This is a genomic window from Nonomuraea sp. NPDC049269, assembly GCF_043197155.1.
Lineage (GTDB): Bacteria > Actinomycetota > Actinomycetes > Streptosporangiales > Streptosporangiaceae > Nonomuraea.
The window spans coordinates 216,070-229,534 of record NZ_JBICSO010000008.1 but is presented as its reverse complement, the minus strand read 5'-3'; the positions used below and the strand labels follow the sequence as shown (position 1 = coordinate 229,534).

At 68.5% G+C, this 13,465-nt stretch carries 8 protein-coding genes; 4 read left to right on the top strand and 4 right to left on the bottom strand.

Annotated elements, in window-relative coordinates; all coding sequences use genetic code 11:
- Nucleotides 1-491: 491 nt before the first annotated feature.
- On the top strand, nt 492-1,841 hold the full coding sequence (locus tag ACGFNP_RS40425) for a glycoside hydrolase (RefSeq protein WP_393327929.1): 1,350 nt from the start codon (nt 492-494) through the stop codon (nt 1,839-1,841).
- A 282-nt stretch (nt 1,842-2,123) separates the two neighbouring features.
- On the opposite strand, the gene ACGFNP_RS40420 is transcribed toward ACGFNP_RS40425, so the two are convergent.
- A complete protein-coding gene (locus ACGFNP_RS40420; RefSeq protein WP_393327927.1) occupies nt 2,124-2,897 on the bottom strand; it encodes an enoyl-CoA hydratase/isomerase family protein in 774 nt (257 codons plus the stop codon).
- Nucleotides 2,898-2,899: 2 nt separating this feature from the next.
- On the bottom strand, nt 2,900-3,826 hold the full coding sequence (locus tag ACGFNP_RS40415) for an NAD-dependent epimerase/dehydratase family protein (protein ID WP_393327924.1): 927 nt from the start codon (nt 3,824-3,826) through the stop codon (nt 2,900-2,902).
- A 111-nt stretch (nt 3,827-3,937) separates the two neighbouring features.
- Between ACGFNP_RS40415 and ACGFNP_RS40410 the strand changes: the two genes are divergently transcribed.
- The gene (locus ACGFNP_RS40410) at nt 3,938-5,866 is read left to right on the top strand and encodes an N-acetylmuramoyl-L-alanine amidase (protein WP_358337164.1); all 1,929 of its coding nucleotides are present in this window, start codon (nt 3,938-3,940) and stop codon (nt 5,864-5,866) included.
- On the opposite strand, the gene ACGFNP_RS40405 is transcribed toward ACGFNP_RS40410, so the two are convergent.
- Both ACGFNP_RS40405 and glgP read right to left on the bottom strand, forming a co-directional pair.
- Nucleotides 5,829-6,728, bottom strand: coding sequence for a MurR/RpiR family transcriptional regulator (locus tag ACGFNP_RS40405; RefSeq protein ID WP_308127249.1), 900 nt, complete (start codon nt 6,726-6,728; stop codon nt 5,829-5,831). The genes ACGFNP_RS40410 and ACGFNP_RS40405 overlap by 38 nt on opposite strands.
- 58 nt (nt 6,729-6,786) lie before the next feature.
- Nucleotides 6,787-9,369 carry an alpha-glucan family phosphorylase gene (gene glgP, locus ACGFNP_RS40400; protein ID WP_393327919.1) on the bottom strand — a complete coding sequence of 861 codons (2,583 nt, stop codon included), beginning with the start codon at nt 9,367-9,369 and terminating at the stop codon, nt 6,787-6,789.
- Nucleotides 9,370-9,607: 238 nt separating this feature from the next.
- On the opposite strand from glgP, the gene ACGFNP_RS40395 reads away from it, so the two are divergent.
- Together ACGFNP_RS40395 and treS are read left to right on the top strand one after the other, a co-directional pair.
- Entirely contained in the window at nt 9,608-11,695 is a 2,088-nt protein-coding gene (locus ACGFNP_RS40395; RefSeq protein ID WP_393327916.1) for an alpha-1,4-glucan--maltose-1-phosphate maltosyltransferase, read from the top strand.
- Nucleotides 11,696-11,763: 68 nt separating this feature from the next.
- Nucleotides 11,764-13,464: a maltose alpha-D-glucosyltransferase gene (treS, locus tag ACGFNP_RS40390; protein WP_358337156.1), complete on the top strand. Its 1,701-nt coding sequence runs from the start codon at nt 11,764-11,766 to the stop codon at nt 13,462-13,464.
- The last annotated feature ends 1 nt before the right edge of the window (nt 13,465 follow it).

Genomic DNA, 13,465 nt, shown 5'->3' with positions numbered 1-13,465 from the left:
GAAACTCTCGGCTTCTTGGGCAGCCCAACGCCTCTGGGCTCCATCAGTTCGCCATTCAAGATTCCTCACACCAGGTCAGAGCCCAGCCCTGAGGACGATCTCCTGTCACAGGACATCTTCTCGGCAGACCCAGCTAACCAGTGGCGAAGCGTGCGCGGGCGGAGCCCGCGCTCAGGTGGGCGTCCGAGCGGAGCGAGGGCCTTCAGGGGTCGGGCCCTTGGCCCGACTGGAAGAAACGTCTGAGTCCCGAGCGCGAAGCGCCCATGGCGAAGCCCATTGTGCGCCGGAGGCGCCCCCAGAAGAACGTCCGGAGCGGAGCGGAGGGCCTTGCGGTGCGCGTGAGCGCCTAAAGAAGGGCGCCGAGCTTCCAGGGCGCGAAGCGCCGATGGCGAGCCCTTAGTGGGTGGGCGGGTGGTTGACGAAGGGCTCGTACGTGTTTACGTTTCCGGGAGCGAAATTATCGCGGTGGTTCCGAAAGTTTCGGAGGCGGTATGTTACGAGGCGTTGTCGCGGTCACCCTGCTCGGTCTGCCTACCCTGCAGGCCCCGTACCAGGTGGATCCTCCCGCGATCACCGTGCACGACCGTGTCCGGCACCAGGGGATCGACGGGTTCGGGATCTCCCAGGCGTTCCGGCGCAACGAGCTGGTCCGGGCGCTCAGCGAGGAACAGCAGCGCGAGATTCTCGACCTGTGGTTCAACCGCGACAAGGGTGCCGGGCTCAGCATTCTGCGGCTCGGCATCGGCTCCGCTCCTGTAGGCAGCCCGTACGACCAGATGGTCTCGATCCAGCCCGAGGACCCGGGCGGGCCGGACGCACCGCCCAAGTACGTCTGGGACGGCGAGGACAACAGCCAGGTCTGGGTGGCGAAGGCGGCCAAGGGGTACGGCGTCCAGCGGTTCTTCGCCGACGCCTGGAGCGCGCCCGCGTACATGAAGGACAACGGCGACGACAAGAACGGCGGCACGCTGAAGCCGGAGTGGCAGCAGGCCTACGCCCGTTACCTGGTGCAATACGCGAAGTTCTATGCCCGGGAGGGCATCAGGATCACGGACCTCGGGTTCACCAACGAGCCCGACTGGACGGCGACGTACGCCTCGATGCGGTTCACCCCGCAGCAGGCCGCCGAGTTCGTCAAGGTGCTCGGCCCGATCGCCAAGGACGTCAAGGGGCTCAAGGTGGCCTGCTGCGACTCGTTCGGCTGGACCGAGGCGAAGGCGTACACCGCCGCGATCGAGGCCGACCCACAGGCTCGCCGCTGGGTGAAGACGCACACCGGCCACACGTACGCCAGCCCAGTGGACGGACCGCTGCCGACCAGCGGAAATGCCTGGATGTCTGAGTGGAACCCCAACGGCTCCACCTGGAACGAGAGCTGGGACGACGGCAGCGATTACGACGGGTTCACGATCGCGCAGGCGGTTCATGACGCGCTCACGCTCGGCAACGTCAGCGGCTACGTCTACTGGCTGGGCGCCTCGCGCGGCGCCACCCGGGCGCTGCTCCAGATCGACGAGGCCGCGGGTACGTATCACGTGTCCAAGCGGCTGTGGGCGTTGGCGGCTTACAGCCGGTTCATTCGGCCGGGCGCGGTGCGGGTGGATGCGGTGGCGGGCGATCCGGCGCTGAAAGTTTCAGCGTTTCGCAACGCCGACGGCTCTCAGGTGGTCGAGGTGCTCAACACCGGCACCGCCGCCGTGACGTGGAAGGGTGTGTACGGGCGGGTCACCGCGTACGTGACGGACAACGCCAACTCCCTCGCCGCGAGCCCGGTCACCGGCGGGACCGTTACCCTCCAGCCCCGAGCGCTCACGACCGTCGTCATTGGGGGGCACCGGTGACGGCGCCGGACATCCCGAGCCGCGAGTGAAGGTAGCGGCCACCCCCAGCGCCGAGTGAAGGCAGCCGTCATCTCGGGCGCCGGGCGAAAGCGACGGTCACTCTCAGCGCCGAATAAAAGCGCCGGTCACCCCGAGCACGGGGCGACCGACACCGACCTTCGATCGCGGGCCCGCAGGAAGATCGCGGGGCCCGCAGTGAGTTCGGGCGTCGCCGGCCGACACTCGTGGAGGCGAGCCTGCCCGTCAGCGCCCGGCCGACACTCGTGTTGGCGAGCCCGCCCGTCAGCGTCCCGTGAACTTCGGCTGGGCCTTGTCCGCGAACGCCGTCATCCCGATCTTCGCGTCATCCGTGGCGAAAAGCCCGGAGAACTGCAGCCGCTCGATCTCCAACCCCGTATCCAGATCAACCTCCAACCCCTGATCCACCGCCTGCTTGGCAGCCCGCAGCGCCACAGCCGGCCCACCCGTGAAGGTCCCCGCCCAGGCCAGCGCCGCCGCATACACCTCGGCGTCAGGCACCACCCGATCCACCAGCCCGATCGCCAGCGCCTCCGCGGCCGCCACGTGCCGACCGGAGTAGATCAGGTCCTTGGCCCGGGCGGGCCCGATCAGGCGGGGAAGGCGCTGGCTGCCGCCCGCACCGGGGATGAGGCCGAGCTGGATCTCCGGCTGCCCCAGCTTGGCCGACTCCCCCGCCACCCGGAAGTCCGCGCACAGGGCCAGCTCGCAGCCGCCGCCCAGGGCGTAACCGGTGACGGCGGCGATGACGGGCTTGCCGATGGCGGCGACCGCGGTGAAGCAGCCCTGGAGCGCGCGGGAGTGGGCAGCCATGTCGGCATAGGACATGACGACCATCTCTTTGATGTCGACCCCGGCCGCGAAGACCCGCTCGCCGCCGTAGACGACGACGGCGTGCGCTTCGGGGTCGGCGTCGACGGCTCGGGCCGCTTCGCCGAGCTCTCGCTGCATCTGGCTGTTGAGGGCGTTCATCTTGGGACGGTCAAGTCTGATCGTGGCGATCTGGTCGGCCACTTCTACGTGTACGAACTCACCCATGCTCAGGACACTACAAGCTGCTGACGGCGGACCAGGTCCAGCAGGTCGGTACGCGGGGTCCAGCCGAGCAGCGAGTGGAGGCGGCGGGTGTCGGCCAGCGAGTCGCCGGGCTCGTCAGGCGGCGCGGGTACGACGTCGAAGGTGAGCGAGGCCCCGGTCACCGTGGCCACCGCCTCCGCCATGGACCGGAGGGTCTGGCCGTGGCCCGTGCCGAGGTTCACGATGCCGGGGACGCCGATGAGCTCGATCATCGCGCGGGCGGCCTGCCGTACGTCGGTGATGTCGCGGGTACGGTCGAGCGAGCCGAGCACGCGCAGCGGGCGGCCCTCCTGGGCGGCGCGCAGCCATACCGACAGCGCCATGTCGGGCCGCTGCCCCTCCCCGGCGACGGTGAACGGCCGGACGATCGTGACGCCGGGACGGTCACGACAGAGTCGCTCCAGCGCGACCTTGCTCATGGCATAGCCGCCAATGGGACGAAGCGGATCCGACTCCGCGCTGGGGCGAACGGCGCCGAACTGCGCGCCGGACCGGCCGCGCGACACCCCACCACCCGGATCCGATTCCCCGCCGGACCGGCCGCGCAACGCGCCGCCGTACACGGAACTCGACGACGTGACCAGGAGCGGGACGCCAGGCGGCGTGATGGCCAGCACTCGCGCGCCCGCCAGCACATTGTCCCGCTGACGCCGCCACCCGATCCCAGGAGCGGCGTCACGCACACCCGCACACCCGGCCAGGTGATAGACCGCATCGGCGTCGGAAAAAACATCAGAAACGTCCAAGAGATCGGCCGTGATCACGGTGAGCCCCGGCCGCTCCTCGACCGGCCGGCGGTCGATGGCGACGACCGGCGAGCCGGACGACAGCAGGGCCGACGTCAGCGCACGGCCGATGAATCCGGCCGCACCGGTCACGATCGACGTCACCCGCCCCACCATAGGGCGTTAACTGCTGAAAAATATCTTCGCAAAGCTCTCGCCAGAGAAGGAAAATGTTGAAACGCTGACTCCGTCATTCCCCCAGTCGAGGAGCAGTAGATGCGCAGAGCGCTGGCGATCGCGGTGGTCGCCCTCCTGCCATTAGTCAACATGACACCGGCGGCCGGCACCACTGCCGAGGAACCCCCCGACCGGCAGGCGGCGTTCGCCGCGGCGGCCAAGGAGTTCCAGGTTCCGGAGAGCGTGCTGCTCGGTGTCTCCTATCTTGAGTCGCGCTGGGACGCCCACGCCGGGCAGCCCAGCAACGACGCCGGGTTCGGCCCCATGCACCTGACCGACGCGGCCGCCTTCACCGGGTCCAACCACCACGGCGAGGGCGAGGAGGACGCGCGCGGCGACGACGGCAGGCCGCTGGCCCCTGTAGCGACGACGGTCGCGCCCACGGAGATCCCGGCCTCGCTCAAGACCATGGACAAGGCCGCCGAGCTGACCGGTCAGAGCCACGAGGCGCTGCGGACAGACGCCGCCGCGAACATCCGGGGCGGCGCGGCGCTGCTGGCCGACTACCAGAAGTCGATCGGCGCGCCACTGAGCGCCGACCCGGGCGAGTGGTACGGCGCGGTCGCCAAGTACTCGGGCGCCGACGAGTCCGAGGCGGCCAAGGTCTTCGCCGACGAGGTCTACAGCACGATCGAGGACGGCGCCGAGCGGGTCACCGACGACGGGCAGCAGGTCAAGCTCACGCCCATCCCCGGCCTGGACCGGATCGAGAAGTGGCTGGAGAAGCTCGGCCTCAGGCCGCCGCGCCGCGACGGCGTCGAGTGCCCGAGGTCGATCTCCTGTGAGTGGATCCCCTCGGCCTACGCGCAGAAGCCGAACGGCGGCTACGGGCACTACGACCTGGCGAACCGGCCCGTCAGCCAGAAGATCAAGTACATCGTCATCCATGACATGGAGGGCTACTTCGGCCCGTCGATCGGGCTGAACCAGGACGTCAACTACGGCGCGAGCTGGCAGTATTCCGTGCGCTCCACCGACGGTCACATCGCCCAGCACATCAAGGGCAAGGACGTCGCCTGGCAGGCCGGCAACTGGTACATCAACGCCAAGTCCATCGGCATCGAGCACGAGGGCTTCCTGGCCGAGGGCAGCACCTGGTACACCGAGGCGATGTACCGCTCGTCCGCCAAGCTCGTACGCTACCTGGCGCTCCGGTACGATATCCCGCTCGACCGGGCGCACATCCTGGGCCACGACAACGTGCCGGGCACGCTGCCGACCACGGTGCGGGGCATGCACGAGGACCCGGGCCCGTTCTGGGACTGGAAGCACTACTTCGACCTGATCGGCGCGCCGCTGCATGGGTTCGGCGGCCCCAAGGCGGGCTCGATCATGATCAGGCCCGACTTCGCCACCAACAAGCCGTACTTCTACGGCTGCGACCGCAAGAACCCCGAGAACGCCTGCCCGCCCCTCAGCGCCGGCACCGTGTGGCTGCGTACCGAGCCGCGCGACGACGCACCGCTGATCAAGGACATCGGCAAGCACCCGACCGGCACCAACGACTCGCTCTACAGCGTGTACGACCACAGCGCCAGGGCGAGCACCGGCCAGCGGTTCGCCGTGGCGGAACGCCAGGGCGACTGGACCGCGATCTGGTACCTCGGCCAGAAGGGCTGGTTCTACAACCCGGCCTCGAAGCCGACCGCCGTCCCGTCCGCGGGCCTGGTGGTCACGCCGAAGCCGGGTCTGGCGACCGTCCCGGTGTTCGGCAGGGCGTACCCGGAGCAGGAGGCCTACCCGGCCGACATCCCGTACCAGGCGGTCACCCCGCTGCAGTACAAGTTCTCGGCCGGCGAGAAGTACACGCTGGCAGGAGAGGCGGCCAACGAGTACTACCGGGCGGTCACCTTCGACGAGGCCAGCCACAAGGTGGTCAAGGGCAAGACGAAGTACCTGCAGATCCAGTTCGGGCACCGGGTGATGTTCGTCAAGGCTGACGACGTACGGGTGTCGCTCGCCTGGTGAACTCCTTGACGGCGCGCCTGGTGCTCTGCAACGCCTCCTGAGAGGAGTCGAAGGTGCGCTGGGCGACGCCGACGAACACGCAGTCGACGACGAGGAGCTGGCTGATCCGGCTGGCCAGGGCGCCGGGACGGAACTCCGTCTCGCGCCCGGCCGAGATCAGCACGTGTTCGGCCAGCTCCGCGATCGACGAGCGCGGGTTGTTGGTGATGGCGACAGTCGTCGCGCCGGCCTCCCGCGCTCGCGACAGCGGTTCGAGCACGTCGGGTGTCTCGCCCGACGTGCTGATGCCGATCGCCACGTCGCCGGGCTTGAGCAGCACGGCGCTGACCAGCGCCAGGTGGACGTCCTGGAAGGCGTGGCTGGACAGCCCGATGCGCAGCAGTTTCTGGGCCACGTCCTCGGCCACCAGCCCGGAGGCGCTCACGCCGTAGGCGTCGATCCGCCTGGCGCCGACGATGGCGTCGACGACCAGGCCGAGGCGCTCCGAGGTGAGCTGGGCGACCGTGTCGTTGATCGCCTCCGACTCGGCCCTGGCCACCTTCTGGATGACCTCCGACAGCGGGTCGTCGGGCGCCAGGTCGCCGGGCACCAGCCGGTCGGGCTGGGCGGCCGCCGCGGCCAGGGCGAGGCGCAGCTGCGGGTAGCCGGCGAAGCCCAGGAGCCTGGCCGTGCGGACGATCGTCGCCTCGCTGGTGCCCGAGGCGGCGGACAGCTCGGTGATCGTGCTCCGAGCCACCGTCGCCGGGTCCTCCAGGATGAGCCGGGCGACCGTCTGCGCGGCCGGGGTCAAGGACGGAAGCACACCTCGGACCGTCGCCACCAGAGTGTCTGCCCGCAGGCCGTTCCCGCTGTCGTCCACCACGGTCCCGATTATGACGCTCCCCGAGCATTTTCCCTATTGTGCGGTCCAACCGGTCCGTTCACCGGAGCACGCCATTGGTCATGCCGGCGGGTTCCTCGGGAACGGCGATGAGGCCGAGCTCGGCGCGGGAGGCGGCCAGCGCGTGGTGCGGGACCACCCGGACCGTGTAGCCGAACGGGCCGGTGCGGTCCAGCGGGATCACGCCCGCGTAGTGGGCCCGGCCGTCGTCGTCGGAACCGTCGGTCCGCAGCGCCATGTACGCGGGGTGGACCAGCTCGTCGTGCGGCCCCACCCGGCCGTAGGCGGCCTCGACCAGGACGTCGCCCGGCTCCAGGTCGCCGAGCGCGACCGTGGCGTGCAGTTCGAGCGCCGCCCCGACCTCCGGGGCGTCGCCGATGCCCGACGCCTCCACGTGTTCGACCCGGACTCCCGGCCAGGCCCGTGCGACACGCACCCGCCAGGCGGCGAACCCCTTGGCCGCGGCGTAGGACTCGGCCGACAGCGCGCGGGCCGACAGCGCGGCGGGGAGGTACAGCCCGACCACGTAGTCGCGGAGCATCCGGCCCGCGAGCACCTTGGGGCCGAGCGAGGTGAGCGTGTGCTTGACCATCTCCAGCCAGCGGCGCGGCAGCCCGTCACCGGCCCGGTCGTAGAAGCGGTCGGCCACCTCGTGCTCGATCAGGTCATAGAGGGCGGCGGCCTCCAGCTCGTCGCGCCGGTCCTGGTCGGTCACCCCGTCGGCGGTGGGGATGGCCCAGCCGTTGGTGCCGTCGTACCACTCGTCCCACCAGCCGTCGCGGATCGACAGGTTGAGCCCGCCGTTCAGCGCCGACTTCATGCCCGAGGTGCCGGAGGCCTCCAGCGGCCGGAGCGGGTTGTTCAGCCACACGTCGCAGCCCTGGACGAGCAGCTGGCCGAGCGCCATGTCGTAGTCGGGCAGGAACACGATGCGGTGCCGCACATCGGCCCGGTCAGCGAACTTGACGATCTGCTGGATCAGCTTCTTGCCGCCCTCGTCGGCGGGGTGGGCCTTGCCCGCGATCAGGATCTGGACCGGCTTGTCGCTGTCGAGCAGCAGGTCCGTCAGCCGCTCGGCGTCGCGCAGCATGAGCGTGAGCCGCTTGTAGGACGGTACGCGCCTGGCGAACCCGATCGTCAGCACGTCGGGGTCGAGCGCGTCGTCGATCCAGCCGAGCTCGGCGTCGGAGGCGCCGCGGTCGCGCCATGCCTGGCGCAGCCTGACCCTGGCCCCTTCGACGAGGCGCCGCCGGAGCGTGCCTCTGATGTCCCACAGGTCTGCGTCCGGGACCTTCTGGACGCCTTCCCAGCCACGCGCCCGCTCGATCAGCGAGGGCAGCTCACGACCGGCCAGCTCCATGAGCTCGCGACCGACCCAGGTGGGCGCGTGGACGCCGTTGGTGATGGAGCCGATCGGCACCTCGTCGAGGTCGAAGCCGGGCCACAGTCCCTTGAACATCTCGCGGCTGACCGCGCCGTGCAGCTCGGACACGCCGTTGACCCGCTGGGCCAGCCGCATGCCCATGATCGCCATGTTGAACCGGCCGGGCTGCTCCTCGGCGCCGAGCGCGAGGATGCGCTCGACGGGCACGGTCGGCCAGGCGTTGCCGCCGCCGAACTGGCGCTCGATCATGTCGACGGGGAACCGGTCGATGCCCGCGGGCACCGGCGTGTGCGTGGTGAAGACCGTGCCCGCGCGTACGGCCTCCAGCGCCTCGTCGAAGGACAGGCGGGACTCGGTCAGCTCGCGGATGCGTTCGAGGCCGAGGAAACCGGCGTGGCCCTCGTTGGTGTGGAACACCTCGGGTTCGGCGTGCCCGGTGATGCGGCAGTACGCGCGGATCGCCCGTACGCCGCCGACGCCCAGGAGCAGCTCCTGCATGAGCCGGTGGTCGGTGCCGCCGCCGTAGAGGCGGTCGGTGACGTCACGGGCCGCGATGTCGTTGTCGGCCACGTCGGAGTCGAGCAGCAGCAGCGGCACCCGGCCCACCTGCGCCACCCAGAGCTGCGCGTGCAGCACCCGATCGTCGGGCAGGGAGATGCGGATCTTGACGGGTGTGCCGTCCTCCTCCTTCAGGAGGGTCAGCGGCAGGCCGCCCGCGTCGAGCGACGGATAGTGCTCCAGCTGCCAGCCCTCTGGCGAGAGCGACTGGGTGAAGTAGCCGTGGCGATACAGCAGGCCGACCGCGAGGATCGGCACCCCGAGGTCGCTGGCGGTCTTGAGGTGGTCTCCGGCCAGGATGCCCAGGCCGCCCGAATACTGCGGGAGGGCGGCGGCTATGCCGTACTCCGGGGAGAAGTAGGCGATGGCGTGCGCGGCGTCGGGCAGTGTCTGGTACCAGCGCGGCGCGGTCATGTATTCGCGCAGGTCGTCGGCGGCGTCGGCGAGACGCCGTAGGAAGCGGCGGTCAGCGGCCAACTCGGCAAGCCTGGCGTGGTCGACGGCGCCCAGCAGGGCGACCGGGTCGTGGCCTACCTGCTCCCAGAGGCGGGGGTCGACCTCGGCGAAGAGGTCGGTCGTCTCCGGATGCCATGACCAACGCAGATTGTGCACGAGCTCGCCGAGGGAGGCCAGCTCCGTGGGCAGGACGGTGCGGACGGTGAACCGGCGGATTGCTCTCACGTTTTCGAACCCTATGGGCTAGGAGGGACCTCTGAGTCCCTCACCTCCAGCAAGGCCGTTCAAACCCCTTCCGAGAAGAAGCATGAAGAGGAACTATTTGGGCAACTTCCCCCAATGTTGGTTCTCCTGGGGACACTCGGGAGGTCCTCCACTGCTGCCCACAATTTACATGCAAGGATCGTTCCTACCACGGAAGCCTCCGGCGGTACCGAGCGTGCCGTCGCAACCTTGAAATGCGATGATCGGACGAATTCCCATCACGGACATCTCCCCCGTCGTCGACTGCGGGCAGTGGCCCGCCAAGGCGGTCGCCGGCGAGACCTTCCAGGTCTCGGCGACCGTGTTCCGAGAGGGCCACGACGCCGTGGCCGCGGGCGTGGTGCTCACCGCGCCCGATGGGCAGCGCGGTCGCCTGAGACCGATGCGCGAGCTCGCGCCGGGCACCGACAGGTGGGGCATCAGCGTGTGCCTGCCGACCGAGGGTGACTGGCTGTTCCGGGTTGAGGCGTGGAGCGACCCCTTCGCCACGTGGCTGCACGACGCGGAGATCAAGATCCCGCGTGGCATGGACACCGACCTCATGTGCGAGGAGGGCGCCCGGCTGTTCGAGCGGGCGGCCAGGGCCGTACGGCAGGCCGATTGTCCCGCCCCCGGCAATGGAAACGGGAACGGAAACGGGAACGGGAACGGGAACGGGAACGGCAACGGTGACAGCGCGTGCGGGCACCGCGCCGCGCTGCTGGGCATCGCCGCCACGCTCCGCGACGAGCAGCTCGACCCGCGGGCCCGGCTGTCCATCGCGCAGTTGCCGGAGACGGCGGCGCTGCTGGAGGCGCATCCGTTGCGCGCCCTGGTGACCAGGGCGCGGCCGCGGAAGATCAGGGTGGACCGGCGCAGGGCCCTGTACGGCTCGTGGTACGAGTTCTTCCCCAGGTCCGAGGGCGCGGTCGTCAGCGACCTGGGCATCTCCAAGTCCGGAAATTTCCAGACCGCGGCCAAGCGCCTGCCCGCGATCGCCAAGATGGGCTTCGACGTCGTCTACCTGCCGCCGATCCACCCCATCGGCCACACCTTCCGCAAGGGGCGCAACAACACGCTGAGCCCCGAGCCCGACGAGCCGGGCTCGCCCTGGGCGATCGGCTCGGAGGACGGCGGCCACGACGCGATCCACCCCGACCTGGGGACGATCGAGGACTTCGACGAGTTCACCGCCCGTACCCGCGAGCTGGGCATGGAGGTCGCGCTCGACTTCGCCCTGCAGTGCTCCCCCGATCATCCGTGGGTCAAGGAGCATCCGGAGTGGTTCACGATCAGGGCCGACGGCACGATCGCCTACGCCGAGAACCCGCCGAAGAAGTACCAGGACATCTACCCGGTCAACTTCGACAAGGACCCCGTCGGCATCTACACCGAGGTGAAGCGGGTCCTGCGCCACTGGATGGACCACGGCGTGCGGATCTTCCGGGTGGACAACCCGCACACCAAGCCGGTGGGGTTCTGGGAGCGGCTGCTGGCCGACATCCACACGACCGACCCTGACGTGATCTTCCTGGCCGAGGCGTTCACCCGGCCGGCGATGCTGCAGACGCTGGCCAAGGTGGGCTACCACCAGTCCTACACGTACTTCACGTGGAAGAACTCCAAGCACGACGTGGAGACGTACCTCTCCGAGCTGGCCGGGGAGACCTCGCACTTCCTGCGGCCCAACGTGTTCGTCAACACTCCGGACATTCTTCACGAATACCTACAGCACGGCGGTAACCCGGCTTTCCGCATCCGGGCCGCGCTGGCGGCGCTCGCCTCGCCCACCTGGGGCGTCTACTCGGGGTACGAGCTGGGGGAGAATGTCCCTGTCCGTCCGGGTAGTGAGGAATACCTAGATAGTGAGAAATATCAGTACAGACCTCGCGACTGGGCGGCGGCTGAGCGGGCAGGGTGGAGCCTGGCGCCTTTCATCACTCACCTGAATTTGTTCCGAAGAGCCCATCCGGCGCTGCAGGAGTTGCGTAATCTACGGTTCCACCAGGTCGACCAACCGGACATCGTGTGCTTCTCCAAGCGGCTGCCGGGCGCCTACGACCCGGCCACACGACGGCACGGGCTGGGCGACGTCGTTCTGGCGGTCATCAACCTCGACCCACACCACACCCACGAGGCCACGGTCGAGCTGGACATGCCGGCGATCGGTCTCGACTGGAATGCCGAGTTCGTGGTGGACGACGAGCTTTCGGGCGAGTCGTATCGTTGGCGGCAGAACAACTACGTTCGCCTCGATCCCCACATCCAGCCTGTCCACATCTTCACCGTACGAGCCGCGCCACGGTAGAACAGAATTCAGCGGGGAGTCTTCAACGTGTGTGAAAGCGCCTCCTTCATGAGCACGAGGGAGTGCTCATGAGCTCCACACCCATTCCCAATCCCTTCGACGACGAGAAGCCGCACGATCCTTACTGGTACAAGCGCGCGGTCTTCTACGAGGTCCTGATCCGGGGCTTCGCCGACTCCAACGGCGACGGCACCGGTGACATCAAAGGTCTGATCGGCAAGCTCGACTACCTGCAGTGGCTCGGCGTCGACTGCCTGTGGCTGTTGCCGCTGTACGAGTCACCGCTGCGCGACGGCGGCTACGACATCGCCGACTTCATGAAGATCCTGCCGGAGTTCGGCGACCTGGGAGACTTCGTGAAGCTGGTCGACGAGGCCCACAAACGTGGCATGCGCGTCATCGCCGACCTGGTGATGAACCACACCAGCGACGCCCACCCCTGGTTCCAGGCCGCCCGCCACGATCCGGAAGGGCCGTTCGGCGACTTCTACGTCTGGTCGGACAACGACAACGCCTACCCCGACGCCCGGATCATCTTCATCGACACCGAGACGTCCAACTGGACCTATGACCAGGTCCGCGGCCAGTACTACTGGCACCGCTTCTTCCACCACCAGCCGGACCTCAACTACGAGAACCCGGCCGTGCAGGACGCGATGCTGGAGGTGCTCCGCTTCTGGCTCGACCTGGGCATCGACGGGTTCCGCCTGGACGCCGTGCCGTACCTCTTCGAGGAGGAGGGCACCAACTGCGAGAACCTGCCGCGCACGCACCAGTACCTCAAGCGGATCCGCAAGGAGGTCGACCGGCTCTACAACGACCGGGTGCTGCTCGCCGAGGCCAACCAGTGGCCGTCCGACGTGGTCGAGTACTTCGGCGACCCGGTGGGCGGCGGCGACGAGTGCCACATGGCGTTCCACTTCCCGCTGATGCCGCGCATCTTCATGGCCGTACGCCGGGAATCGCGCTACCCCATTTCCGAAATTTTGGCCCAAACGCCGAAGATTCCGGAACATTGCCAGTGGGGGATCTTCCTCCGGAACCATGATGAGCTGACGCTCGAGATGGTCACGGACGAGGAACGCGACTACATGTACACCGAGTACGCCAAGGACCCGCGGATGCGGGCCAACGTCGGCATCCGGCGGCGCCTGGCGCCCCTGCTGGAGAACGACCGCAACCAGATCGAGCTGTTCACCGCGCTGCTCCTGTCGCTGCCCGGTTCGCCGGTGCTCTACTACGGCGACGAGATCGGCATGGGCGACAACATCTGGCTCGGCGACCGCGACGGCGTACGCACGCCCATGCAGTGGGACCCCGACCGCAACGCCGGATTCTCCGACTGCGACCCGGGGCGGCTCTACCTGCCGGTCATCATGGACCCGATCTACGGCTACCAGGGACTCAACGTCGAGGCGCACCAGAAGAACAACGGTTCGCTGCTGCACTGGACCAAGCGCATGATCGAGATCCGTAAGCGGCACCCGGTGTTCGGCCTGGGTGAGTTCATCGAGCTCAACTCCTCCAACCCGAGCGTGCTCGCGTTCGTCCGAGAGCTGGGCGACGACCGGATGCTCTGCGTCAACAACCTCTCGCGCTTCCCCCAGCCGGTCGAGCTTGACCTGCGCAGATTCGTCGGCGTCTCACCTGTTGAGACGATGGGTGGGGTACCATTTCCGGCAATTGGCGAACTTCCGTATCTTTTGACGCTTCCCGGGCATGGTTTCTACTGGTTCACACTCCCACCGGCAATCACCCAGGAGGAGTAAG